The sequence below is a fragment of the Rhizobium herbae genome, from assembly GCF_019511375.1.
GTDB lineage: Bacteria > Pseudomonadota > Alphaproteobacteria > Rhizobiales > Rhizobiaceae > Pararhizobium > Pararhizobium herbae_A.
The window spans coordinates 230,388-254,377 of sequence record NZ_JAEUAO010000004.1; the positions used below are offsets into that span (position 1 = coordinate 230,388).

20 protein-coding genes and 1 tRNA gene are annotated in these 23,990 nt (G+C 62.2%); 8 read left to right on the forward strand and 13 right to left on the reverse strand.

Translation table 11 applies throughout. The features are described from left to right. Window positions 1-307 precede the first annotated feature (307 nt). The 5 genes from ilvD to cpdR1 all read right to left on the reverse strand — a co-directional run bounded on the left by ilvD (window position 308) and on the right by cpdR1 (window position 4,046). The gene (ilvD, locus tag JNB71_RS17845) at window positions 308-2,149 is read right to left on the reverse strand and encodes a dihydroxy-acid dehydratase (RefSeq protein WP_220373157.1); all 1,842 of its coding nucleotides are present in this window, start codon (window positions 2,147-2,149) and stop codon (window positions 308-310) included. Between the two features lie 410 nt (window positions 2,150-2,559). Then, window positions 2,560-2,748, reverse strand: a complete 189-nt coding sequence (locus JNB71_RS17850; protein WP_220373158.1) for a hypothetical protein — start codon at window positions 2,746-2,748, stop codon at window positions 2,560-2,562. 288 nt (window positions 2,749-3,036) lie between these two features. Beyond that, window positions 3,037-3,237: a hypothetical protein gene (locus JNB71_RS17855; protein WP_220373159.1), complete on the reverse strand. Its 201-nt coding sequence runs from the start codon at window positions 3,235-3,237 to the stop codon at window positions 3,037-3,039. 262 nt (window positions 3,238-3,499) lie between these two features. Then, window positions 3,500-3,574 (reverse strand) — tRNA-Val (locus tag JNB71_RS17860). A 109-nt stretch (window positions 3,575-3,683) separates the two neighbouring features. Next, on the reverse strand, window positions 3,684-4,046 hold the full coding sequence (cpdR1, locus tag JNB71_RS17865; protein ID WP_018327941.1) for a response regulator CpdR1: 363 nt from the start codon (window positions 4,044-4,046) through the stop codon (window positions 3,684-3,686). Between the two features lie 195 nt (window positions 4,047-4,241). Here cpdR1 and JNB71_RS17870 point away from each other — a divergent pair, with 195 nt between their 5' ends. Beyond that, the gene (locus tag JNB71_RS17870; protein ID WP_220373160.1) at window positions 4,242-5,126 is read left to right on the forward strand and encodes an N-formylglutamate amidohydrolase; all 885 of its coding nucleotides are present in this window, start codon (window positions 4,242-4,244) and stop codon (window positions 5,124-5,126) included. A 134-nt stretch (window positions 5,127-5,260) separates the two neighbouring features. Here JNB71_RS17870 and JNB71_RS17875 read toward each other — a convergent pair whose 3' ends face one another. Next, window positions 5,261-5,476 carry a hypothetical protein gene (locus JNB71_RS17875; RefSeq protein ID WP_220373161.1) on the reverse strand — a complete coding sequence of 72 codons (216 nt, stop codon included), beginning with the start codon at window positions 5,474-5,476 and terminating at the stop codon, window positions 5,261-5,263. Between the two features lie 32 nt (window positions 5,477-5,508). Here JNB71_RS17875 and hisN point away from each other — a divergent pair, with 32 nt between their 5' ends. After that, a complete protein-coding gene (gene hisN, locus JNB71_RS17880) occupies window positions 5,509-6,282 on the forward strand; it encodes a histidinol-phosphatase (RefSeq protein ID WP_220373162.1) in 774 nt (257 codons plus the stop codon). Here hisN and JNB71_RS17885 read toward each other — a convergent pair. Next, on the reverse strand, window positions 6,271-7,266 hold the full coding sequence (locus JNB71_RS17885) for an alpha/beta fold hydrolase (RefSeq protein WP_220373163.1): 996 nt from the start codon (window positions 7,264-7,266) through the stop codon (window positions 6,271-6,273). The two genes, hisN and JNB71_RS17885, sit on opposite strands and share 12 nt — an antisense overlap. A 504-nt stretch (window positions 7,267-7,770) precedes the next feature. On the opposite strand from JNB71_RS17885, the gene JNB71_RS17890 reads away from it, so the two are divergent. The 3 genes from JNB71_RS17890 to JNB71_RS17900 all read left to right on the forward strand — a co-directional run bounded on the left by JNB71_RS17890 (window position 7,771) and on the right by JNB71_RS17900 (window position 11,287). Next, a complete protein-coding gene (locus JNB71_RS17890; RefSeq protein ID WP_220373164.1) occupies window positions 7,771-8,247 on the forward strand; it encodes an Hsp20 family protein in 477 nt (158 codons plus the stop codon). A gap of 185 nt (window positions 8,248-8,432) precedes the next feature. Further along, complete coding sequence (locus tag JNB71_RS17895; protein ID WP_220373165.1) at window positions 8,433-10,073, forward strand: caspase family protein; 1,641 nt, start codon at window positions 8,433-8,435, stop codon at window positions 10,071-10,073. Window positions 10,074-10,153: 80 nt separating this feature from the next. Then, window positions 10,154-11,287 (forward strand): glycoside hydrolase family 3 N-terminal domain-containing protein, encoded by a 1,134-nt coding sequence (locus JNB71_RS17900; protein ID WP_220373166.1) that lies wholly within the window; start codon window positions 10,154-10,156, stop codon window positions 11,285-11,287. A gap of 82 nt (window positions 11,288-11,369) precedes the next feature. On the opposite strand, the gene JNB71_RS17905 is transcribed toward JNB71_RS17900, so the two are convergent. Then, a complete protein-coding gene (locus tag JNB71_RS17905) occupies window positions 11,370-12,416 on the reverse strand; it encodes a threonine aldolase family protein (RefSeq protein ID WP_220373167.1) in 1,047 nt (348 codons plus the stop codon). A gap of 560 nt (window positions 12,417-12,976) precedes the next feature. Between JNB71_RS17905 and gltB the strand changes: the two genes are divergently transcribed. Then, complete coding sequence (gene gltB / locus JNB71_RS17910) at window positions 12,977-17,701, forward strand: glutamate synthase large subunit (RefSeq protein WP_220373168.1); 4,725 nt, start codon at window positions 12,977-12,979, stop codon at window positions 17,699-17,701. Between the two features lie 180 nt (window positions 17,702-17,881). Then, window positions 17,882-19,336 carry a glutamate synthase subunit beta gene (locus tag JNB71_RS17915; protein WP_220373169.1) on the forward strand — a complete coding sequence of 485 codons (1,455 nt, stop codon included), beginning with the start codon at window positions 17,882-17,884 and terminating at the stop codon, window positions 19,334-19,336. A 138-nt stretch (window positions 19,337-19,474) separates the two neighbouring features. Here the strand turns inward: JNB71_RS17915 and JNB71_RS17920 are convergent, their stop codons facing one another. Further along, window positions 19,475-19,873: a RidA family protein gene (locus JNB71_RS17920; RefSeq protein WP_220373170.1), complete on the reverse strand. Its 399-nt coding sequence runs from the start codon at window positions 19,871-19,873 to the stop codon at window positions 19,475-19,477. Between the two features lie 144 nt (window positions 19,874-20,017). On the opposite strand from JNB71_RS17920, the gene JNB71_RS17925 reads away from it, so the two are divergent. Continuing rightward, window positions 20,018-20,659: a TetR/AcrR family transcriptional regulator gene (locus JNB71_RS17925; RefSeq protein WP_220373171.1), complete on the forward strand. Its 642-nt coding sequence runs from the start codon at window positions 20,018-20,020 to the stop codon at window positions 20,657-20,659. Between the two features lie 85 nt (window positions 20,660-20,744). Here the strand turns inward: JNB71_RS17925 and JNB71_RS17930 are convergent, their stop codons facing one another. The 4 genes from JNB71_RS17930 to JNB71_RS17945 form a co-directional block, all read right to left on the reverse strand. Beyond that, entirely contained in the window at window positions 20,745-21,068 is a 324-nt protein-coding gene (locus JNB71_RS17930; RefSeq protein ID WP_220373172.1) for a type II toxin-antitoxin system PemK/MazF family toxin, read from the reverse strand. Next, complete coding sequence (locus JNB71_RS17935) at window positions 21,065-21,286, reverse strand: antitoxin MazE family protein (RefSeq protein WP_220373173.1); 222 nt, start codon at window positions 21,284-21,286, stop codon at window positions 21,065-21,067. Before JNB71_RS17935 ends, JNB71_RS17930 begins: the two co-directional genes overlap by 4 nt. A gap of 100 nt (window positions 21,287-21,386) precedes the next feature. Beyond that, entirely contained in the window at window positions 21,387-22,616 is a 1,230-nt protein-coding gene (locus JNB71_RS17940; protein WP_220373174.1) for an SGNH/GDSL hydrolase family protein, read from the reverse strand. Between the two features lie 100 nt (window positions 22,617-22,716). Then, entirely contained in the window at window positions 22,717-23,937 is a 1,221-nt protein-coding gene (locus JNB71_RS17945; protein WP_220373175.1) for a lytic murein transglycosylase, read from the reverse strand. Window positions 23,938-23,990: the final 53 nt, after the last annotated feature.

A 23,990-nucleotide genomic window follows, 5' to 3' on the forward strand; every position in this document is an offset into this window, starting at 1 on the left:
CGTCATATTCGTTTCCGAGAACGGTTGAGTGTCGGTCTGCCGACAGGCCGCCCGGGTGTCACCGTACACCAAATAAAGCCCGACTGGGCCGCTTTTGCCCCTCACCCTAGCCTCTCCCCGCTCGCGGGGAGAGGGGACTTGTTCCCGAGTCGGCCGTATGGTCCCTCTCCCCGTTTACGAGGAGAAGGTGCCCGGCCTACTTCTCCAACAAAGAGGGGCGGATGAGGGGCCATGGCCATGCCGCGCCATGTTTCACGCGCGGCACTATCGGTTGCGCCTTTCCGGAGGGAAACGGCGTTCAACCTCGTCAGTGGTCGCCCAGATCGCGCACGGCGCCGCGGTCGGCGGAGGTGGCGAAGGCGGCGTAGGCTTTCAGCGCCGTCGTGACCTTGCGCTTGCGCTGCTCGACCGGCTTCCAGCCCTTGGCGTCCTGTACGGCGCGGCGGGTGGCGATTTCGGCCTCGTCGACGCGCAGCGAGATCGTCCGGTTGGGGATGTCGATGTCGATCATGTCGCCTTCCCGCACGATGCCGATCAGGCCGCCATTGGCGGCTTCCGGCGAAACGTGGCCGATCGAAAGACCCGAGGTGCCGCCGGAGAAGCGGCCGTCGGTAATCAGCGCGCAGGCCTTTCCAAGGCCCTTCGATTTCAGGTAGCTCGTGGGATAGAGCATTTCCTGCATGCCCGGTCCGCCCTTCGGGCCTTCGTAGCGGATGACGACGACGTCGCCGGCCTTGATCTCGTTGGCGAGGATCGCCTTGACCGAAGCGTCCTGACTTTCGAAGACGCGGGCGGGACCGGAGAACTTCAGGATCGATTCATCGACGCCGGCGGTTTTCACGATGCAGCCGTTGAGCGCGATGTTGCCCTTCAATACGGCCAGGCCGCCATCCTTGGAAAAGGGATGCTGGGCATCGCGGATGACGCCATGTTCGCGGTCGAGGTCGAGTTCCTTCCAGCGCGCGCTCTGGCTGAAGGCGACCTGGGTTGGCACGCCGCCAGGGGCTGCGCTGAACAGTTCGAGCGCCGCCGGATTGTCGGTGACGGCGATGTCCCAGCTGGCCAGCGCTTCGGCGAGGGTCTTCGAATGCACAGTCGGCAGGTCGCTGTTCAACAGGCCGGCCCGGTCGAGTTCGCCGAGGATCGCCATGATGCCGCCGGCGCGGTGCACGTCTTCCATGTGCACGTCCGCCTTGGCCGGCGCCACCTTGGAGAGGCACGGCACCTTGCGCGACAGACGGTCGATGTCGTCCATTGTGAAATCGACTTCGGCCTCATGGGCAGCAGCCAGGATATGCAGGACGGTGTTGGTCGAGCCGCCCATGGCGATATCGAGCGCCATGGCGTTTTCGAAGGCGCCCTTGCTGGCGATCGTGCGGGGGAGGGCGGTGACGTCTTCGGCCTCGTAGTAGCGCTTGGCGAGCGAGACGATCTCGCGGCCCGCGCGCAGGAACAGCTTTTCGCGGTCGGAATGGGTGGCAAGCGTCGAACCGTTGCCGGGCAAGGACAGGCCGAGCGCCTCGGTCAGACAGTTCATCGAATTGGCGGTGAACATGCCCGAGCACGAGCCGCAGGTCGGGCAGGCGGAGCGCTCGATGACCTTGACATCCTCGTCGGACACCTTGTCGTCGGCGGCGGCAACCATGGCGTCGACCAGGTCGAGCGCATGGATCTTGCCGTCCGACAGCACGACCTTGCCGGCTTCCATCGGGCCGCCGGAAACAAAGATGACCGGGATGTTGAGCCGCAGCGAAGCCATCAGCATGCCAGGGGTGATCTTGTCGCAGTTGGAAATGCAGACCATGGCGTCAGCGCAGTGGGCATTGACCATGTATTCGACCGAGTCGGCGATCAGTTCGCGCGACGGCAGCGAATAGAGCATGCCGTCATGGCCCATGGCGATACCGTCGTCCACGGCGATCGTGTTGAATTCCTTGGCGACGCCGCCGTTCGCTTCGATCTCGCGCGCGACCAGCTGGCCGAGGTCCTTGAGGTGGACATGGCCGGGCACGAACTGCGTGAACGAGTTCACCACGGCGATGATCGGCTTGCCGAAATCGCTATCCTTCATGCCCGTCGCGCGCCAGAGGCCGCGAGCGCCGGCCATGTTGCGGCCGTGGGTGGTGGTGCGGGAGCGATAGGCGGGCATGGACGTCTTCCTTGAACGTTAAGCCTGGGTAAGGGCGGATATGGGGAGCAGGGCTTACAATTGCAGCGGTTCCTATCGTAAAACTGCGCCCCCGTCACGATTTTCGTAACAATATTTCGTGTTTTTTCAGCGACGGAGCGACGGAGCGTTGAACCGGTCTTGGGGGGAGGCACGACACATGACCCGCCCGCGGCAGATGTCCGCGGTGTCCTTGCAACCGCGCCGCGGAATTACGCTTCGCAAGACTTTGAATTTTTCTGGCGGGCGATGACAAAGACCTAACCCATTCGGGGGATGCGCGGCGCGGCGTTTCATTCTTTATTGGTACTGCCGGACACTTTGCAGTCGGCAATTTCAGCACGCAACATTTTTCCAGCCCCTCTCCGGCAACGGGGAAGGGCTTTTTCGTTCTAGACGAGCGGACTTTCGCGGCCGGCGAGGTAATCGCGGTTCAGCGCCTCGGCAATGTCTCTCGCATCGTCATGTTCAAGGCCGGTCAGGTCACGCCCGTCCGACGCTGCCGGCAGGCGGGTGATGATGTCGATCACGGTCCAGGTGCCGTTCGTTTCCTGGCGCAGGCTATAGCGGGGCTCGTTCATCGGCAGATGTCCTACTGCATGCTTCCTTCGATCCTAGCCGGATTTAAGGAAACATGCGGCACTTCCAAGTGCCGAAATGTCCTTTGTGCGTCTGCGGCCCCGCATTTCGCCGCCACAGGCCGTGCGGATGACGGCATTGGTGTCGCGCGATGCCGGTGTCGCATGAAGTCCCCGCCGGTCAGTATCCGGCGGGGACGTACCCGGGTTCAGGGCTGAGCGTGTGATGATCCCGCTCGGAGGTGTTGGAACAATATACCCATATCCCCGAGGGGCTATTTTGGGTTGTGCTCAGATCGACGACTGTCTTCTGCGCCGGATTTGCAGTGTGGTCTCGAAAATCACTTTGTTGCGATAAGTGAGAAAAGGCGCTGGGTCGTCCCTCAGTGCAGCTTCAATAAGTTTTTCTCTCATATAATGTACGGCCGCTTCCAATTCTTCGGTACCGACACTTGGATCAGCGGCCAATTTCTTGGCCACGGTATTGGGCATCATGCTCTCCTATCAGCCGCATCATGCGGCTGATACAACTATAGATCGGTCGAGGTTGATGGGAAGAGTGAGGCGCGCCGGAAACCCTCAGGTGCTTAGCAAAGGATGAACAGTGCCCCAAATGGGGGCAGTTCGTGTTGGCCGGCGGGGAGTCAACGGGCTGACATGTCGAAAGAGCGGGTAGGCGGCAAGGGGCCTGTAACCCTGCGACGCAAATGAAAAAGGCTCCCGAAGGAGCCATTTTCATCTTGGAGTATCGGAATGGTGGGCGTGACAGGGATTGAACCTGTGACCCCTACGATGTCAACGTAGTGCTCTCCCGCTGAGCTACACGCCCATCCGATGTCGGCGCATAGACCACAAAACCTCTTGCGGCGTCAATAGGCTTTTATCGGCTTTTTGACAGGAAGTTTTGCGAGTTCGTGGACGCCTTTAAAAACCCGGCCTCAGGCGGCCAGCATCTTGTTCACTTCGTCGACGAGATCGCGCAGGTGGAACGGCTTGGACAGCACCTTTGCATCCTTCGGGGCCTTCGAATCGGGGTTCAGGGCGACGGCGGCAAAGCCGGTGATGAACATCACTTTCAGGTCCGGATCGAGCTCGGTTGCGCGGCGGGCAAGTTCGATGCCGTCCATTTCAGGCATGACGATGTCGGTCAGAAGGAGCGAGAACGGTTCTTCGCGCAGCCGGTCATAGGCGCTTGCGCCATTGTCGAAGGACAATACCTTGTAGCCGGCCTTTTCCAGGGCTTTCACCAGAAAGCGGCGCATGTCGTTATCGTCTTCGGCGAGGAGAATTTTTGGACTCATGGATAAAGCCGTTGCACCTTACGTGTCGATGTCGGGAATTGCGGTGACTTTCAGGAAACCGCATGTGGGTAAATATCCGGTGAAGACATGAGGTCAAGCCCCGTTCACTGGCAGGAAACGACTATGGACATGAATGCTGCCTGCTGGCAACATACACGAAGCACCAAGATTGTGACATGGTAAAAAAGGGCTGCGATGGCGCAGAACGTCAGCGAAACCGAACACTTCGAAGTTCGCGAGCCGGAACTGCAGCGCATTCCTTTTGTGTTCAATTCCCCTCACAGCGGCCGGACCTATACCCAGTCCTTTCTCGAGCAGTCGCGTCTGGACGGCCTGTCGATCCGTCGTTCGGAGGATCATTTCGTCGACGAGCTGTTCCATTGTGTGACTAATCTCGGTGCGCCCCTGCTGCTGGCGCATTTCCCGCGCGCCTTTCTCGACGTCAACCGCGAGCCTTATGAACTCGATCCGCGCATGTTCGAGGGGCCGTTGCCGCCGCATGCCAATATCAGTTCGATGCGGGTGGCCGGCGGCCTCGGCACCGTGCCTCGGCTGGTGGCGGAAAACATGGAAATCTACCGCAGCCGCTTTCCGGTCGCCGAGGCGCTGGAGCGGATCGAAACCATCTACAAGCCCTATCATGCCTGCCTGCGGCGGCTGATCGCCCGCACCCATGTCCAGTTCGGGCTGGCAGTGCTGATCGATTGCCATTCAATGCCGGGCAATATCCGGCTGGCCGGCACCGGCCAGCGTCCGGATTTCATCATCGGCGACCGCTACGGCACCAGCGCCGCAGCCGACCTGTCGCGCACGGCCGTCTCGTTGCTGGAGGATCTCGGCTTTTCGGTTGCCCGCAACAAGCCTTATGCCGGCGGCTTCATCACCGAGCACTACGGCCGGCCCGCGCGCGGGCTGCATGCCCTGCAGATCGAGATCAATCGCGGTCTCTATGTCGATGAGACGACGCTGCAGAAGAAGAACGGCTTTCGGACGCTGGCTGACGCCATCGGCATCTTCCTCGCCGGCCTTGCCGCGCATGTGGAAAAATACGCCGGGAATTCTTCGCTGGCGGCCGAATAGCACTGCAGCCCCAAAATCCAGGCAAAAAAAACCGCGCTTGTGGCGCGGCTAAGTCTAGGGAGGAAACACCCAAGGAGGGTATTTACAGCCACAAGTGACTGTAGGAAAAAAGCTATTATTGCAGCGCACAATTGTCAAGCGGGGCCGGGCTTTTCGTGCTGCGCTGCGCCATTTCGGGATCGAAGCAAATTTGCCGAAAACGGCGGGTTTTCGAGGCGCATTGGGATTTTCGAGGCACGTTCTTCGGAAAATCCCGGCAGATGTCGCTTCTCCAGAATAAATTGCCCGCGTTTTTCCAATTTTTCAGGCATGGCCTTCTTTTTTAAAAAAATCTGCAATAAGCACGTCATGCACCCTCCTTCCTCGAATTTCGTGAGGCCCCATGCTGCCGGACCGTGAATTTTTCGACCGCCTCGCCGATGCGGCCAAGGCCGAAACACTGCCGCGTTTCCGCACCGGCATCAGCGTTGCCAACAAGGAGGCTGCCGGTTTCGACCCGGTGACCGAAGGCGACCGTGCGGCAGAAGCGGCGATCCGCAGCCTGATCGAAAGCCATTTCCCGGATCACGGCATCCTCGGGGAGGAATTCGGCAATGTCGGCCTCGACCGGGATTATGTCTGGGTCATCGACCCGATCGACGGCACGCGTGCCTTCATCTCCGGGCTGCCGGTCTGGGGCACGCTGATCGGCCTCTATCACAAGGGCGAGGCCGTAATGGGGTTGATGGACCAGCCTTTCACCGAGGAGCGCTATTTCGCCGACGGCAAGGATGCCTTCTATCGCGGCCGCGATGGCAACCGGAAGATCGCGACGCGCGCTTGCGCCGATCTTTCGCAGGCGATCCTGTTCACCACCTCGCCGCATCTCTATACCGGTGACATCAAGGTCCGGTTCGAGGCGGTGCAGAGCAAGGTGCAACTCGCCCGCTACGGCTGCGATTGCTACGCCTTCGCGCTGCTCGCCTCCGGCCATATCGACGTTGTCATCGAATGTGGCCTGAAACCCTATGATGTCGGCGGGCTGATCCCGCTGATCGAGCAGGCCGGCGGCATCGTCACCGACTGGAACGGCGGGCCGGCGGAAATGGGCGGCGAAATCATCGCGGCCGGCAGCGCAGAGGTTCACCGGCAGGCGCTGGCCATTCTAAAGGGCTGAGACGCTCTCGCCGGCCGGTTCATCGGCGTCCGTCATCGCCATATCGCCGCTGCTGCCGGGAATGAAGGCTTCGATCGCGGCAATCGCCTGGGCGCGGTAGTAGTCGGCCTCCTGCAGCAACTCGTGGCGGGCCCCGTCGATCGGAATCATGTGGCCGGCGCGGAAGTTGCGGGCAAGGTTCTCGACGGCGAGATGCGGCACGAGCAGGTCCCGCGTCGGTGCCAAAAGGATTGTCGGCACCCGGATCTGCGTCAGGTGCTCGCGGCTTGAAACGCGCCTGATGGCCTTGAAGGTCTCATGCAGCCAGCGGGCGGTCGGCGGCCCCAGCGCCAGTTCCGGGTGGATGTCGGTCAGCGCGATGTTGCGGGCGAAGCGGCGCGCATCCGATGTCAGCAGGTTTTGCGAAAACGGCAGCGCGCCTTTATCGCGCATCAAGGGCAGGAACCCCAGGCCGCACAGGCTGAAGGCGGCGGCGAGAAAGCCGATCGTGCGGTGCCCAAACCTTTGAGCGCCAAGCGCGACGAAGGGCGCCAGGATCGCCAGGCGATCGATGCGGCTGGCGAGCAGCGGCGCCTGCGACAGCGCGACCAGCGCACCCATCGAATGGGCGATCATGAAGAAGGGCAGGCGCGTATCGGGCAGCACGATCCTGTCGAGGAAGATGGTGAGGTCGCGCTCATAGTCGCAGAAACGGCGGACATGGCCGCGGCGCGGCTTCTTCAAGAGGCGCTCCGAGCCGGCCTGGCCGCGCCAGTCGAAGGTCGCGACCCAGAGACCCCGCGCCGTCAATTCGCCGATGGTCTCGGCATATTTCTCGATCGATTCGTTGCGGCCCTGCAAAAGCACGACGGTGCCGCTCGCGACCGGCGCGGCGCATTTGAAAATGGCATAGCGGATTTTCTTGCCCCCGACCCCTTCGAAGAAGCCGACGGTATGATTGCCGGGGATCGGATTGTCCGGGGTGGAATGAAGGGTTGGCATCATGGCAAGGTCGGTCCGGCGGCGCTCTCAAGTTGCGTGCTGATAGCACTGGATACTCAGGACCCAACCTTGAAAGATTCCGATTAAGGAAGGGTGCAGGCCTGCGCATCAAGGGATAGGCGAGCGCGCACCAGCCGTCAAAGAAAAAGGGCCGGAAACGGTGGGGGACAGGTTTACCGTTCCCGGCCAGAGACAGTCGGTCGGCCGGGCAGGGCAGCCTGCGGGAGAAGGGACGTTGACCGTGCTGCCCGCCTTGTCTTCCGATCGTGCCAATCTAGCCGGCTCAAGCTGAACGCAAGACGAACCGACCGTTCATCCTGCGTTTACCGAAAAAGGCCCTTGTTTCCGGCAGCCCGAACTTGTTTTCCGGGGTCTTGAAGGCCGGAAAAACAATCCCCATCTCATCGTTGCGGGCGCCGAAGGCGGGCCCGTCTAACCGGCTTTGCCATCGCCGCTTTTCGGGGTGACAAGGCCATGATCGCTAACAGTTGCTCTCAAGAGGACACCATGCGTCACGTTGATTTTTCCCCCCTGTATCGTTCCACGGTCGGCTTCGATCGTCTCTTCACCATGCTTGACAGTCTCGGCCAGCCGGACCAGTCGCAAACCTATCCGCCGTACAACATCGAGCGGACCGGTGAAAACACCTACCGGATCACCATGGCCGTCGCCGGCTTCGATGAAACCGAGCTTTCGATCGAAGCGCGAGAGCACACGCTGACCGTCAAGGGTGAGAAGAGCGAAGAAAAGACCCCGGAAAACCAGTTCCTGTATCGCGGCATCGCCAAGCGCGCCTTCGAGCGCCGCTTCCAGCTCGCCGATCACGTGGAAATCCAGTCCGCTTCGCTGAAGCACGGCCTGCTTCACATCGATCTCCTGCGCGAGATCCCCGAAGCCGCCAAGCCGCGCCGCATCGAAATCAGCGCTGCGACATCGCAGCCGAAGCAGATCGAGGCGACCCAGGTCGAGGCAGCTGCCAAGTAAGCCTTGCGCATCGATCACCAGATGAAGAAGCGGCGTCCGGAAGGGCGCCGTTTTTTATTTGGCTCATTTTTCCTGCTGATTCGTCATTGAGTCAGCGGCGTTGATTCCTGCCGCAATTGTGTCAATCTGAACGATGTGCGCGGTTCGGTTGTTCGGCGTCCCGATCCCGCATGGGGGGAGTAGCCGTGTCAGGCCTGGAGCTTTTCAGGGTTCGCGTCGTGATGCTGCTGGTTTTGGCGGCCGTGGCTCTTGTTGTGACGTGCGAAGTGGCTGAAGCGCAGTCGGACAAGAAGGTGGCTCTCGTCATCGGCAACTCCCGATATGCGAACGAGGCAGCGCTCGTCAATCCGCAGAACGACGCCGAGGATATGGCCGAAGTCCTGTCGCGCATCGGGTTCAAGGTCATCGTCAAGTTCGATCTCGACTACAATTCGCTGCGAAACGCGCTGATGGAATTTACCCAGTTCGCGGACCAGGCGGAAATCGCTGCCGTGTTCTATGCCGGCCACGGCATCGAAATGTCCGGCACCAATTATCTCATCCCGATCGATGCGCGGCTCGACAATGAAAGCCAGATCGCGTTCCAGGCGCTGCCGCTGGACCTGGTTCTCAATGCGGTCAACGGCGCCTCGCGGCTGCGTATCGTTTTCCTCGATGCCTGCCGCAACAATCCGTTCCTGAAGAAACTCCAGTCACGTCCCGGCGCAAGCCGTTCGGCGCTGGGCCGGGGACTTGCGCCGATCGAACCCAATGAGGGCACCGTCGTTGCCTTTGCCGCCAAGGGCGGGACGACGGCGAGCGACGGGAGCGAGCGCAACAGCCCCTTTACCAAGGCGCTGTTGAAGCACATCGTGCAGCCCGGTCTCGATGTCGATTTCATGCTTCGGCATGTGCGCGACGACGTCATGAAGGACACCGGCGGCAGGCAGGAACCCTTCAAATACGGCTCGCTGCCTGCCGAAAACCTGACCATGGCCGAAACCGAGGAGGCAGCGGCGCAACGACAAAAGACCGGGCAGGGCGGCGCTGAGGCGGCGGGACAGAACGACGTGCGCAGCGAGATCGACAAGGCGCGTGTCGCCTGGGAAGCCGTCAGCACCAGCAACAACCGCACGGACATGGAGACGATCGTGCGGATGTTCCCCGGAACGGTCTATGCGGACCTCGCCCAGGCGAGGATCGCCAAGATCACCGCCGACGAAGGCGCGCACGAGCCGGGCGAGGCGACGGAACTGGCGCTGAACACGCCCGGCGAATTCAACGGCGCCATGCAACGCACTCCGGAGCAAAGCGAGCAGAAGGCCTGGTTCATGGCGACCTATGCCAATATCGATTTCTTCGGCGGCGACCTCTATGACAGCGGCCTGAAGGTGCAGAGCGCGGATCAATGTGCGGCGCTGTGTGGCAGCAATCTCGCCTGCCGGATGTTCACCTACAACGCCAAGGCCCAGCGTTGCTTCCTGAAGGGCAGCTATGAGGTGGCGCAACGGGCCGATGGGGTGACCGGCGGCTACTTCTTCAAGGCCGGGCGCAGCGAACCGCCGCCGGTGATCAGCATCCAGTGGGAACTGATGGTGTCGGCGGATATCCGGGCGATCGATCTCGGCCCGACAAACGATCGTAGCTATGCGGCCTGCTTCCAGAACTGCCGGAGCGACAACCGGTGCACCGCGCTCTCCTTCGCCAGCCGGGCAAAGCGGAACAAGTGCTGGCTGAAGGGTGGCTATGCCGGAAACAGCGTCGATGCGCGGGGCGTCGTTTCTGCCCGCCGCGCCGAGGAACAGGTTTCGCCCTTCAGGGTGGTGCCGGCGCTGCCCAAGGATTAGAGCGGATGCCGCGATCCTGCCCGGTGGCCTGGACCGGCCGCGCGTCAGGTGGTGTCGAGAGACTTGATCAGGGGAACCGCATGCTGCGAGCCGTCGCCTTCATCGCTCTCCTTTTCCTTGGCTCGATCGGGGGCTCGGCGCCGCTTGCGCAGGAGACGCCTGCGCCGGCTGCCACGCCCGCCTCCGAAACCGATCTCGCCCTCATGATCGGGCAGATGATCATGGTCGGTTTCGAGGGGGCCTCGGTCGACGATCCGGCCTTTCGCCACATCCTGGAAAAGGCGCGGCGGGGGCGCATTACCGGTGTGCTCTACCTCCAGCGCAATATTGCCGGTCGCGCGCGCGTCAGCGCGATGAACAGGGCGCTGCAGCGCTCCGCTGGCCGGCCTTTGCTGATTGCCATCGATCAGGAAGGCGGCGCCATCCAGCGGGCGTCGGCGAAAGCCGGTTTTCCGCAGGTGCCGTCGGCGCGCTCGGTCGCAGGTCGAACGACACCGCGGGATGCCTATGAGACCTATGGCAATCTGGCCAGCCATCTGCGCCGGTGGGGGTTCAACCTCAACCTCGGCCCTGTCGCCGATCTCGACGTCAATCCTGATAACCCGGTCATCGGCCGTCTCGGCCGGAGCTTTTCTGCCGATCCGGCGACGGTGGTGCAGTATTGCGCCGCCTTCGTGGAAAGCCACCGCGAGCAGGGCGTGCTGACGGCGCTGAAGCATTTCCCGGGCCATGGCTCTAGTCGCCGCGACAGCCACGACGGCTGGACGGATGTTACCGAAACGTCGAAACCGGCGGAGATCGAGGTGTTCCGCACCCTCATCTCTCAGGGCTATGCGGACCTGGTGATGAGCGGGCATATGTACGACGCAAAATTCCAGACGGGATCCCGCAGGCTGCCGGCCAGCCTCGAGCCGGGCGTGCTGCGCAGTCTGTTGCGGAAACGGCTCGGCTTTCGCGGTGCCGTCATTTCCGACGATCTGCAGATGGCGGCGGTCAGCGGCCGGTTTGCGCTGAAGGATGCGGTCGTTGGCGCGGTGCTTGCCGGCAACGACATCATCGTCTTTGGCAATGCCAAATCGGTCGATCCGCAGATCGATGCGAAAGTGACCGCCATTCTGGAGGCGGCGGCCGCAAAAGACCCCGCGGTGCGTAACGCGATCGTTGCCGCCTATGGCAGGGTCATGAAACTCAAGAGCCGTCTTCCCAGGGCCTGATCCCCGGCGCTGGACGCCGGCGACCGCGGGCCCCTTTGGTCCGCTCTTCCTCCTGTTGTGCCGGTAGACCCGCGGGCCGGGTTTAGCAAGCCGCAATGAATTGCTCGACGTCCTCCCTCGACGTCGCGAAGCTGGTGACCAGGCGATAGAGGCCTTCATCGGCCGCGATCGATCCCGCCAGGGTGTATGGCACGGGCCAGTCGTAGAAGACGGCGCCCCCTTCTTCCAGCTTTTTTGCGGTGTCCTTCTTCAGGATGACGAAGAGTTCATTGGAGCCGCTCGGCCAGGCAAGCCTTGCGCCGTTCGATGCTTCGATGCCCTCGGCCAGCCGATTCGCCATGCCGTTTGCGTGGCGGGCAAGGTCCAGCCAGAGGCCTCCTGCGAGATAGGCATCGAACTGGGCGGCGATGAAGCGGGATTTGGAGAAGAGCTGGCCGGAGCGCTTGCGCAGATAGTGCATCTGACTGGCCTTGGCGGTATCGAACAGGATGAGCGCCTCGGCGCACCAGCAGCCGTTCTTCGTGCCGCCGAAGGAGAGCAGGTCGATGCCACGTTTCCAGGTCATTTCAGCCGGGGTGACGTCGAGCGTCACCAGCGCATTGGCGAAGCGCGCACCGTCCATGTGCAGGGGCAGTTTGAATTTCCGGGCGATATGCGCGATCACGTCGATCTCGTCGAGACTGTAAACCGTGCCCGCCTCGGTGGCCTGCGTCATCGTGATCGCCATCGGCTGTCCGCCATGGACGAAGCCGGGCGGGAAGCGCCTGATCTCGGCCTCCAGTTTTACGGGATCGATCTTGCCCAACGAGCCGTCCACCGGGGTCATGCGGCTGCCGTGCGAGAAGAATTCCGGCGCGCCGCATTCGTCGACATTCACATGCGCCTCGCGATGGCAGAAGACATGGCCGCCCGGGCGGTTGGCGCTGGAAAGCGCCAGTGAATTGGCCGCCGTTCCGGTGGCGACGAAGAAGACGGCGACATCGCGTTCGAAAATCTCCGAAAGGGTCTTCTCAACCTTCTTGTCGAGGTCGCTGGTGCCATAGGCGGAGGCGTAGCCGCTGGCGGCTTTGACCAGGCTTTCGGCAATCACGGGGTGGGCGCCCGCCCAGTTGTCGGAAGAAAAGATCATCGATGTGGTCCTGTGGTTTGCGGGCAAAACGCTCCGGCGGGATGGCTGGTCGCGACCATAAAGATGCTCCAGCGGCAATCAATCCGGAATTGCCGGATAAGGACAATGTCAGACCAGTTTGAAACCAAATTGAAGAAAACCGCGGGATTGCGAAAGAAAATTACAAAAACGCGAAATTAACCGCAATGTTCGGCAAAATCTCCCGGAATATTTTATATTGGTACCCTTGCGGTGCGGGGAGGTTTCTGGCATAGAGCCTATGAAATAGGACAGCAAGACTGTCCTATTTCGGTCTCAAGACCGGAAAGACGCCGGAACGCCCATGCAAACGCGGTGGCCGGCCGACGATTGTCAACCGCGCCGGACGCTCGCTGTCCGGGCCGACGTGGCAATCGCGATGGTCGCGAGCATCATGCCTGATGCAGTAAACGCTTCATTTGCGACCGGCTCAGGATCATGCAACGATAATGCCGGCGCCGGGCTGGAACGGGAAACTTGCCCGCGAAAGCCTGCCTGGACTGCGGAAAATCCGGCTCGGCCGGGTCAACAGGAGGAAGACGATGACGGACTTTACGCCATCCACCGAAACTGGACTCAACACTGTGCGCCCAACGGCGACGGTTGAGAAAAACACCGCATTCCCGTCCGGCCTGCCGAAAAAACAGGGTCTCTATGACCCGACGAACGAGCATGACGCCTGCGGCGTCGGCTTTGTTGCGCATATGAAGGGCCAGAAGTCGCACCAGATCGTCAAGGACGGCCTCTTCATCCTTGAAAACCTGACGCATCGCGGCGCCGTCGGTGCCGATCCGCTGATGGGCGACGGCGCGGGCATTCTCGTGCAGATTCCCGACCGCTTCTTCCGCGAGGAAATGGCGCTCCAGGGCGTGACCCTGCCGAAGGCCGGCGATTATGCCGTCGGCTATCTCTTCATGCCTCGCGACGAGGCGCAAATCGCCCACTTCAAGCAGGTGATCGCCGACGTCGTTGCGGAAGAAGGTCAGGTGCTGCTTGGCTTCCGCGAGGTTCCGGTCGACAATTCCTCATTGTCAAAGGCACCTGAGATCGCCGCGACGGAGCCGCACCACCTGCAGGTGTTCATCGGTGCCAGCCGCGATGCAGCGACCAACGCCGAGTTCGAACGCCGCCTGTTCACGCTGCGCAAGGTGATCTCAAACCGTATCTATGACGCGTTCCATGGCGCCGAGACCGGTTTCTATCCGGTATCGCTGTCGTCGAAGACCATCGTCTACAAGGGCATGTTCCTCGCCTACCAGGTGGCCGCCTATTTCAAGGACCTGTCCGACCCGCGCTTCGAATCGGCAGTCGCACTCGTTCACCAGCGGTTCTCGACCAACACCTTCCCCTCGTGGAAGCTGGCGCATCCTTACCGCATGGTCGCGCATAACGGCGAAATCAACACGCTTCGCGCCAACGTCAACTGGATGGCGGCGCGCCAGGCTTCGGTGTCCTCGCCCCTGTTCGGCGACGATATCTCCAAGCTCTGGCCGATCTCCTATGAGGGGCAGTCGGACACGGCCTGCTTCGACAACGCGCTTGAATTCCTCGTGCAGGGCGGCTATCCGCTGTCGCATGCCGTCATGATGCTCATTCCCGAAGCCTGGGCCGGCAACCAGCTGATGGCGCCCGCACGCAAGGCCTTCTACGAATATCATGCTGCCCTGATGGAGCCGTGGGACGGGCCTGCCGCCGTCTGCTTCACCGATGGCCGGCAGATCGGCGCGACGCTCGACCGCAACGGCCTGCGTCCGGCCCGCTATCTCGTCACGGATGACGACCGCGTCATCCTGGCGTCCGAAGCCGGCACCCTGCCGGTGAAGGAAGAAAGCATCGTCAAGAAGTGGCGGCTGCAGCCGGGCAAGATGCTTTTGATCGACATGGAGGAAGGCCGCATCATCTCCGACGAGGAGGTGAAGTCGAAGCTCGCCAACGAGCACCCCTATCGCCAGTGGCTGGACAACACCCAGCTCATCCTGGAGGATCTGAAGCCCGTCGAGCCGCGCGCGCTGCGCCGCGACGTGTCGCTGCTCGACCGCCAGCAGGCCTTCGGCTACAGCCAGGAAGACACCAAGATCCTGATGTCGCCGATGGCGACGACCGGCCAGGAAGCGATCGGCTCGATGGGGACCGACACGCCGATTTCGGCAATGTCGGACAAGACCAAGCTGCTCTACACCTATTTCAAGCAGAACTTTGCGCAGGTCACCAACCCGCCGATCGATCCGATCCGCGAGGAGCTGGTGATGAGCCTCGTCTCTTTCATCGGGCCGCGGCCGAACATTCTCGACCATGCCGGCATGTCGCATGCCAAGCGGCTCGAGGTGCGTCAGCCGATCCTGACCAATGGCGATCTGGAAAAGATCCGCTCGATCGGCCACACGGAAGACCGGTTCGACACCAAGACGCTCGACTTCACCTATGACGTCGGGCGTGGCGCCGAAGGTATGCCGGAAATCCTCGACCGGCTCTGCGAGCGGGCGGAAGCCGCCGTCAAGGGCGGCTACAACATCATCGTGCTGTCCGACCGCCAGATCGGCCCGGATCGCGTCGCGATCCCCGCACTTCTGGCGACCGCTGCCGTGCACCATCACCTGATCCGCAAGGGGCTGCGTACCTCCGTCGGCCTCGTCGTCGAGAGCGGCGAGCCGCGCGAAGTGCACCATTTCTGCCTGCTCGCGGGCTATGGCGCCGAGGCGATCAACCCCTACCTCGCCTTCGACACGCTCACCGACATGCACAAGCGCGGCGAGTTTCCGAAGGAGGTTGAGAGCAGCGAAGTCGTCTACCGCTACATCAAGGCAGTCGGCAAGGGCATCCTCAAGGTCATGTCCAAGATGGGCATCTCGACCTATCAGTCCTATTGCGGTGGCCAGATCTTCGATGCCGTCGGTCTGAAGCAGGAGCTTGTCGACAAGTACTTTTTCGGTACGGCAACGCAGATCGAAGGCATCGGCCTGACGGAGATCGCGGAGGAAACCTTCCGCCGCCATCAGGCCGCCTTCGGTCCGGACCCGCTGCTCAAGAACACGTTGGAGATCGGCGGCGAATATGCCTACCGCATGCGCGGCGAAGGCCATGCCTGGTCGCCGGACGCGGTTGCCTCGCTGCAGCATGCCGTGCGCGGCAATGCCGTCGAGCGCTACCGCGAATTTGCCGAGATGGTGAATGGTGCCGCACTGCGCATGAACACCATTCGTGGCCTGTTCTCGATCAGGTCGGCCGAGGCGCTCGGCCGCAAGCCGATCCCGATCGACGAGGTCGAGCCGGCCGTCAACATCGTCAAGCGCTTCTCGACAGGGGCGATGTCCTTCGGCTCGATCAGCCGCGAGGCGCATACGACGCTGGCGATCGCGATGAACAGCATCGGCGGCAAGTCCAACACCGGCGAAGGCGGCGAGGAGAGCGATCGCTATTTCCCGCTCTATGACGGTTCGCCGAACCCCGAGCGCTCCGCCATCAAGCAGGTGGCGTCCGGCCGCTTCGGTGTGACGACCGAATATCTGGTCAATGCCGACATGCTGCAGATCAAGGTGGCGCAGGGGGCAAAGCCAGGCGAGGGCGGCCAGCTGCCCGGCCACAAGGTCGATGCGACGGTTGCCAAGACCCGGCATTCGACGCCGGGCGTCGGCCTGATCTCGCCGCCGCCGCACCATGACATCTATTCGATCGAGGATCTGGCGCAGCTGATCTACGACCTGAAGAACGTCAACCCGCAAGCCGATGTCTCGGTGAAGCTCGTTTCCGAAGTCGGCGTCGGCACGGTTGCGGCCGGCGTTGCCAAGGCGCGCGCCGATCACATCACCATTTCCGGCTACGACGGCGGCACGGGTGCCTCGCCACTCACCTCGCTGAAGCATGCCGGTAGCCCATGGGAAATCGGCCTTGCCGAAACCCATCAGACGCTGGTGCTGAACGGGCTTCGCTCGCGCATCGCGCTGCAGGTCGATGGTGGCCTGAAGACCGGCCGCGACGTCATCATCGGCGCGCTGCTCGGTGCCGACGAGTTCGGCTTCTCGACGGCACCGCTGATTGCCGCCGGCTGCATCATGATGCGCAAGTGCCACCTCAACACCTGTCCGGTGGGCGTGGCGACGCAGGATCCTGTCCTGCGCAAGCGCTTCAAGGGCGCGCCGGAGCACGTGGTCAACTACTTCTTCTTCGTGGCCGAAGAAGTGCGCGAAATCCTCGCATCGCTCGGCTTTGCCAAGTTCGACGACATCATCGGCCTTTCCGAACTGCTCGAGAAGGACGCGATGATCTCGCACTGGAAGGCCAATGGGCTCGACTTCTCGCGCATCTTCCACAAGGTCGATGCGCCGAAGGAAAAGACCTACTGGACCGAGAGGCAGAACCATCCGATCCACGACATCCTCGACCGCAAGCTGATTGCCGCCGCACAGCCGGCGCTGGAAGCGAAGACCCCGGTCTCGATCGAGGTCGACATCAAGAACGTCGACCGTTCGGCCGGTGCCATGCTCTCGGGCGAAGTCGCCAAGCGCTATCGCCACAAGGGCCTGAAGGACGACACGATCTCCGTGAAGCTGCGCGGCACGGCCGGCCAGTCCTTCGGCGCCTTCCTGGCGCGCGGCATCACCTTCGAGCTGATCGGCGACGGCAACGACTATGTCGGCAAGGGCCTTTCGGGCGGCCGCATCGTCGTGCGCCCGCCGGAAAACTCGAAGATCGTCGCGGCGAAGTCGATCATCGTCGGCAACACGGTGCTCTACGGTGCCATCTCCGGCGAATGCTACTTCAACGGCGTCGCCGGCGAACGCTTCGCCGTGCGCAACTCGGGCGCCATCGCCGTCGTTGAGGGTGTGGGCGACCACGGCTGCGAATACATGACCGGCGGTGTGGTCGTGGTTCTTGGCGAGACGGGCCGCAACTTCGCGGCCGGCATGTCGGGCGGCGTCGCCTATGTGCTGGACGAGAGCGACGATTTCCCCAAGCGCTGCAACATGGCGATGGTCGAGCTCGAGCCTGTTCCGGAAGAAGACGACATGCTGGAGAAGCTGCATCATCACGGCGGCGATCTCATGCACAAGGGCAGGGTGGATGTGTCCGGCGACATGACGCGCCATGACGACGAGCGGCTCTACCAGCTGATCTCGAACCATCTGCACTACACCGGCTCGCCGCGCGCCAAGGAAATCCTCGACCACTGGGTCGAGTTCCGGCCGAAATTCCGCAAGGTCATGCCGGTGGAATACCGGCGTGCGCTGGAGGAGATGGAGCGCATGCGGATGGGCATTGCGGCGGAGTAATGCCGCGCGGCGCTGCCATTCATCGGGTGATTTCGGCGGGTGTCGCGGTCGCTGTTCCGGCGATCGGTTCATGGCGAACGGCGAGATCGATATGGAATTCATTGTGCTGGGGCGCTGATCGGCTTCGCCTTCTGGTACTGGGGTCCCGCGTGGCCTCCTCTATGATATAAGGGACGAAACATGGGTAAGGTTACAGGTTTCATGGAAATCGACCGGCAGCTGGCGAAGTATCAGCCGGCATCGGACCGCATTCGGCATTTCCGCGAATTCACAATCCCGATGTCGGACCCGGAAGTGCAGAAACAGGCCGCGCGCTGCATGGACTGTGGCATCCCCTATTGCCACGGTCCGACCGGTTGCCCGGTGCACAACCAGATCCCCGACTGGAACGATCTCGTCTACAACGGCAACTGGGACGAGGCGATCCGCAACCTGCACTCGACAAACAATTTTCCGGAGTTCACCGGCCGCATCTGCCCCGCTCCCTGCGAGGAAGCCTGCACGCTGAACCTCGAGGACGCGCCGGTGGCGATCAAGACCGTCGAGCAGGCGATCGCTGACAAGGCCTATGAAATGGGCTATATCGTGCCGCAACCGGCCGTCGTGAAGACCGGCAAGAAGGTGGCGATCATCGGCTCGGGCCCGGCCGGCATGGCAGCCGCGCAGCAGCTCGCCCGCGCCGGCCACGAGGTCCATGTGTTCGAGCGCGAGAGCAAGCCGGGCGGCCTGCTGCGCTACGGCATTCCCGACTTCAAGATGGAGAAGAACTTCATCGACCGCCGCGTCGACCAGATGCGCGGCGAGGGGGTCACCTTCCATTGCGGCGTCAATGTCGGTGTCGATCGCACCGTCGAAAGCCTGATGGCCGACCATGATGCCGTGCTCTATTGCGGCGGTTCGGAAACGCCGCGCGATGCCGGCATTCCGGGCGTCGATCTCGCCGGCGTGCATGACGCGATGCCCTATCTTGTCCAGCAGAATCGCCGCGTCGGCCGCGAGAATATCGACAGCGTCGGCTGGCCGTCGGACCCGATCCTTGCCGGCGGCAAGCATGTGGTGGTCGTCGGCGGCGGCGATACCGCATCCGACTGCGTCGGCACCGCTTTTCGCCAGGGCGCCGTCAAGGTGACCCAGCTCGATATCCGCCCGATGCCGCCGGAAAAGGAAGACAAGCTTGCCGTCTGGCCGTTCTGGGCAACGAAGATGCGCACCTCGTCCTCGCAGGCCGAAGGCGCCGTGCGCGAGTTCCAGGTGGCGACGCTCGAATTCGTCGGCGAAGACGGCATGCTGACGGGCGTCAAATGCTGCCAGGTCGACGAGCGCCGCAAGCCGATCGCCGGCACGGAATTCGTCATCAAGGCCGATCTCGCCTTCATCGCAATCGGCTTCAGCGGCCCGTTCACCGACAGCGTGCTGAAGGATCTCGGCGACAAGCTGAAGATCAACACCGACCGCCGCGGCTCGACCAATGTCGTTGCCAACGACAAGGACTACCGTACCTCGGTCGACAAGCTCTGGGTGGCCGGCGATGTGCGCCGCGGCCAGTCGCTGGTCGTCTGGGCGATCCGCGAAGGCCGCCAAGCGGCCCGCGCCATCGACGAGGCGCTGATGGGGTCGACGGTGCTGCCGCGCTGATAAGCGGCTTTCCGGCAATGCCATGCGCCGGCTAAAAGAACGAGAACTGCCGCAAAACCGGGTTTGTTCGTCCGGTTTGCGGCAGGCTTCTCGTCAATTCCGGAAGTCTGCGGCTTCCCCCAAAAAACGTTAACAGCGTCATGATTTCGAAGGAATACGGGCGATGACCTTGATCTCGAAATCGAATCCCGCGAGCCAGTTTACGCCGACAGCCGTCCAGTTCGGGTAGGGCGGCCGTTCGAAAATCGACTGCTTGACGGCCATGATCGCCCCGAATTGATTTTCGGGGTCGGTGTGGAAGGTGGTTACGTCCACCAGATCGTCGAACGTGCAGCCTGCCGCGTTCAGCGTCGCCTTGAGGTTGTCGAAAGCCAGTTTCACCTGCTGTTCGAAATCCGGTTCAGGTGTTCCGTCGGCGCGACTGCCGACCTGCCCGGAAACGAACAGCAGGTCACCGGAACGGATTGCCGCCGAATAGCCATGCGCCTCGTAGAGAGCGTGCCGGTTGGCGGGGAAGACTGCCTGTCGTTCAATCATGTCTGATCCTTCCTTTGTGGGGGAGCGCCAGCCTGCGGGCTGCCCTTCACACGCGGCTCCCTTTGATATACGGTGCGTATGCAGATACTGATATACGACCCGTATGTCAAATTAATATACGATGCGTATGTGGAATTATCGAAAATGGCGAACAAGCGCGCCGAAACGATGGAGCAGAACCGGGCAAAGTTGATTGCCGCGGGTCGCAAGGCATTTGCCGAAAAAGGATATTCCGCTGCGTCGATGGATGAACTGACCGCCGATGCCGGACTGACGCGCGGCGCGCTCTATCACAACTTCGGGGACAAACGCGGGCTTCTGGCGGCGGTCGTCGACCAGATCGATTCGGAAATGGCATCGCGCGCGCAGGAAATTGGAGCTCGCGCGGGAGATGATTGGCAGCGCCTGCTTTCGGAAGGGGTGGCCTATATCGAGATGGCGCTTGATCCGGAAGTCCAGCGTATCGTTCTGCTCGACGGACCCGCCGTGCTGGGCGATCCGTCTCAATGGCCCAGTCAGAACAGCTGCCTGCAGGTCACCAAGCGGGCCGTGGAGCGACTGATTGCGCAGGGGGTGGTCAAGCCGGTCGATGCCGAAGCGGCAGCCCGGCTCCTGAGTGGCGCGGCGCTGAACGCGGCATTATGGATCGCTGCCAGCGAAAACCCGCAGGACGTGTTGCCGAAGGCCGTCGAGGCATTCCGCGTCCTCGCCTCGGGATTTTCCGTCAAATCCGGGGATGCTGCGGGGCAGACCGCAGACCCGTTGCCTCTCGCTAATGCCGGATGACCGGGTTGCTGACGGGCTTTGCCAGGCGGAATTCGTCGAGGCGCCACCGGAGGGTGTCGCATGGTCACGTTGGCAACGGCAACGATCAGGCGAAGCCAAAGAACAGGGCTAGGGACCGATTGACGGCGATCATTGTTTCGTCGTCGATCCGGCCGAACGCCTCTCCCAGCCTGTCGCGCTTTACGGTCATGACCTTGTCAATCATGATCTGTGATGCCTTGCGAAGCCCGTTTCCGGGAGTCGGATATGTGATCACCCGGATCAAGGGCGCATCGACCAGCGTGCTGGAAATCAAAAGGACCGTGACTGTAGCGGTGCGATCGAATTGATCTGACTGAATAACCAGGGCGGGACGCGGCTTACCGAAATCGCCGGGCATCGCAACCGTCACAAGGTCGCCCCGCCTCATGCGCTGTCGCTATCCAGTTCGGCAAGGGCTGCGTCCATGAAGTCCCGCAGGTCTTGATCGAGCACGTCGGCCTTCGCCACCAATAGCGATTGACGGCGGCATTCCTCCGCGAATCCTGGTCGCCGCGTGTCGGGAACCCATATCTGCAAAGGCCGCAGTCCTGCTGCGCGGAGACTCTCCCGGCGCTTTTGGACCCGCTGATTGACAGGCGTCGGCATGGCTCGAAGTCCTCCGATTCCTGTTACATGTAACGGAAACCGACGCCGTCGTCAAGTCAACGACGCCTGCTGCGAGGTTCGCACGCCACGTTGCCTTCGTTCAATTCCGGATCACTGGGTTGCTGATCACCGTCTGCGGCTTTGCCAGGCGGAAGTCGTCGACGCGTCCGATCGGAGCATCGGCGACCTCGCCTTTTTCGACGAGGCGGTCGCGTGGGCTTTTGCCGTTGCTGGTGAGCGCCGTCGCGCCGTCGAGAAGGCTCGCGCCGCCGTCCAGATTGGGGTCGTCGAGGCTGATCGGTTGGGTCTGGATGATATCTTCGTTGGCGGTCGGAGCAGCGACGACGAGGTCTTTGAGGCCGGCGGCGCCCGGAACGTCCAGCGTCGAGGCGGCGGCATCGCCGAGCAGCTTGCGGATGTCCTTCTCGACGTAAAAGGCGAGCTTGCGCTTGCCGGCCTTGGTCAGGTTGATGCCGTCCGAGCCGCGCAGGCGGACCTGCTGGCCGTTGATGTCAGAGCCGGTCATGACGAATTTGCCGCCCTCGTCAACGAAGCCGTCCCATATGTCGATGAAGGTGCCGCCGACCTTTTCCGTTTCCGTGCGGAAGATGCCGTTCAACGTAACCATGTCGGCGGTCATCGCGGTGGACTGGAAGGGCGGCATGCCGACCCAGAGCAGGGGGATATTCCCGTTGCGGGCAAGCGCCGCAAAGGCGCTGGTGCGGCGGGTATATTCGGCAAGCCAGCGATCCGTGCGGAATTTTTCCTTTTCCCCATCGATCGACATTTGCTGGCGTTCGTTGGCACCGAGGCTGACGATGACGATCGACGGTTTTATCTCGGCGACATAGGCCGGCAGGCTTTCCGGCCAGTTGAAATAATCTTCGCGCACCAGGCCGGAGGAGCCGTTGGCGCGGGTTTCGATGACAATGCCGGGGGTTGTTTCAAATGCGGTCTTCAGCCCGTCGCCGAGGCTGCCAGCCATGAAGTCGCCGACGACCAGCACCTTCTTGGCATTGTCCAGTTTTTCCACCACGACGGGGGCGGGCTCGACCGGTGCGGGCTTGGCCTTCTGCTTTACCTTTCGCGGCCGCTGCCGCTGTTGCTGCGGCTGCCGCTGCCGGGGCTCGTAGATCGGAACGTCTTCATAGACCGGCGGCGGCCGCCGCCGGCCGAAGCCGAACAGCATGTCGAGGATCGACCGGCGCTCCTGGGCGCCGGCCTGTCGTGGCGGTTCGATCACGAATGCCGTGACGCCGACCGCAACGACGATCAGGCTATTGAGCAGCCACTTCATGCCGCGTCTGAATGCCATCGTCTTCGTGCTCATGAACCGTACCGGGCGTCTTTCGCGCTAAAGCCAATGCGCATCGGCTCCCTTTAGGACCTTATCCGTCGATCGTGGCGCAGGAATGCGCCGCAATTGAGGGCTAGTTGCGCAGAGCCTTTAACAGATGCTGCGTCGGTTCGCCGTCCGGTGCGAGGCCGTTGCGGCTCTGGAAGGCCTGAATGGCGGCCTTGGAGCCGGAGCCGAAATTGCCGTCGACTTCGCCGTCATAATAGCCGAGCTGCTTCAGCCGCGACTGAAGCTCGAACTTCTGCTTGATGTCGAGCGAGCCGTCCGGACGGCTCCAGGCCTGCTGCATGCCGCCATAGCCGGCGATTTCGTCGGCAAGCAGGCCAACGCCGAGCGCATAGGAATCGGAGGCGTTATAGCGCTTGATGACAAAGAAGTTCTTGGTCATCAGGAACCCCGGGCTGCCGGCGCCGCCGGGCATTTTCAGCTCCGCGCGCTGGTCGCCGTTGCGGAAGCCCTTGCCGTTCGGGCGGGTAAAGCCGAGGGCGGCCCACTGTGCCAGCGTCTTCGTCTGGCCGGCATACTGGCTGCCGTCGCGGGGCGGGGCCACTTCATAGCCCCAGGTCTGGCCGGGCTGCCAGCCATTCTTCTTCAACAGATTGGCAGCGGTTGCCAGCGCATCCGGCACGGAGTTCCAGATGTCCTTGTGGCCATTGCCATCGGCGTCGATGGCGTAGAGCAGATAGCTGGTCGGAATGAACTGCGTGTGGCCCATGGCGCCGGCCCAGGAGCCGTTCAGGTCGCGCGGGCCGACATCGCCGTTCTGCAGGATCTTCAGGGCAGCGATCAGCTGCGTCTTGGCGTATTTGGCCCGTTTCGGATCGGCATAGGCAAGCGTGGCCAAAGCGCGCGGGACATAGTGAAGCCGCTCGTCCTTTGCCAGGACCGCGCCATAGTTGGATTCCATCGACCAGATCGCCAGAAGAATGTTCCTGTCGATGCCGAAGTGGCGCTCGAGGGCAGCGAGGGTCCGGCCATGCTTGACCGCCATTTCCTGCCCGATCTTGCGCGTATAGGGGTTTACGCGGCTATCGATATATTCCCAGATCTTGTGCTTGAATTCGGGCTGGTAGCGTGCTTTCTCAAGCACGTCCGGATCGGGCGTCTTGATACCGGCGAAGGCTTGTCGATAGGTGGCCTTGCTGATCCCGCTCTTTGCCGCGGTGGCATAGAAGCTGTTGATCCAGGTCTCGAAACCGGCATCCGCCCGGGCGGGGGACGAGGCAAACAAGGCTGTGGCTGTGATGAACGCGGCTGCGGCACGGCAAAGGAGATCTTTTCGGGTCTTTGTCATCAGCTGTCGTTTCCGTTGCTCGGCGCGCTGCCAGGCACCATGAGTCTGAAGCG

Bases quoted from the DNA above. Each gene is read 5' to 3' on its own strand.
- JNB71_RS17905 (WP_220373167.1), bottom strand. From the start codon at position 12,416: ATGATCTTTTCTTCCGACAACTGGGCGGGCGCCCACCCCGTGATTGCC.
- JNB71_RS17945 (WP_220373175.1), bottom strand. From the start codon at position 23,937: ATGACAAAGACCCGAAAAGATCTCCTTTGCCGTGCCGCAGCCGCGTTC.
- JNB71_RS17855 (WP_220373159.1), bottom strand. From the start codon at position 3,237: ATGCCCAATACCGTGGCCAAGAAATTGGCCGCTGATCCAAGTGTCGGT.
- JNB71_RS17885 (WP_220373163.1), bottom strand. From the start codon at position 7,266: ATGATGCCAACCCTTCATTCCACCCCGGACAATCCGATCCCCGGCAAT.
- JNB71_RS17850 (WP_220373158.1), bottom strand. From the start codon at position 2,748: ATGAACGAGCCCCGCTATAGCCTGCGCCAGGAAACGAACGGCACCTGG.
- JNB71_RS17925 (WP_220373171.1), top strand. From the start codon at position 20,018: ATGGCGAACAAGCGCGCCGAAACGATGGAGCAGAACCGGGCAAAGTTG.
- JNB71_RS17915 (WP_220373169.1), top strand. From the start codon at position 17,882: ATGGGTAAGGTTACAGGTTTCATGGAAATCGACCGGCAGCTGGCGAAG.
- JNB71_RS17920 (WP_220373170.1), bottom strand. From the start codon at position 19,873: ATGATTGAACGACAGGCAGTCTTCCCCGCCAACCGGCACGCTCTCTAC.
- JNB71_RS17935 (WP_220373173.1), bottom strand. From the start codon at position 21,286: ATGCCGACGCCTGTCAATCAGCGGGTCCAAAAGCGCCGGGAGAGTCTC.
- cpdR1 (WP_018327941.1), bottom strand. From the start codon at position 4,046: ATGAGTCCAAAAATTCTCCTCGCCGAAGACGATAACGACATGCGCCGC.
- hisN (WP_220373162.1), top strand. From the start codon at position 5,509: ATGCTGCCGGACCGTGAATTTTTCGACCGCCTCGCCGATGCGGCCAAG.
- JNB71_RS17940 (WP_220373174.1), bottom strand. From the start codon at position 22,616: ATGAGCACGAAGACGATGGCATTCAGACGCGGCATGAAGTGGCTGCTC.
- JNB71_RS17900 (WP_220373166.1), top strand. From the start codon at position 10,154: ATGCTGCGAGCCGTCGCCTTCATCGCTCTCCTTTTCCTTGGCTCGATC.
- JNB71_RS17875 (WP_220373161.1), bottom strand. From the start codon at position 5,476: ATGACGTGCTTATTGCAGATTTTTTTAAAAAAGAAGGCCATGCCTGAA.
- JNB71_RS17930 (WP_220373172.1), bottom strand. From the start codon at position 21,068: ATGAGGCGGGGCGACCTTGTGACGGTTGCGATGCCCGGCGATTTCGGT.
- JNB71_RS17890 (WP_220373164.1), top strand. From the start codon at position 7,771: ATGCGTCACGTTGATTTTTCCCCCCTGTATCGTTCCACGGTCGGCTTC.
- JNB71_RS17870 (WP_220373160.1), top strand. From the start codon at position 4,242: ATGGCGCAGAACGTCAGCGAAACCGAACACTTCGAAGTTCGCGAGCCG.
- gltB (WP_220373168.1), top strand. From the start codon at position 12,977: ATGACGGACTTTACGCCATCCACCGAAACTGGACTCAACACTGTGCGC.
- ilvD (WP_220373157.1), bottom strand. From the start codon at position 2,149: ATGCCCGCCTATCGCTCCCGCACCACCACCCACGGCCGCAACATGGCC.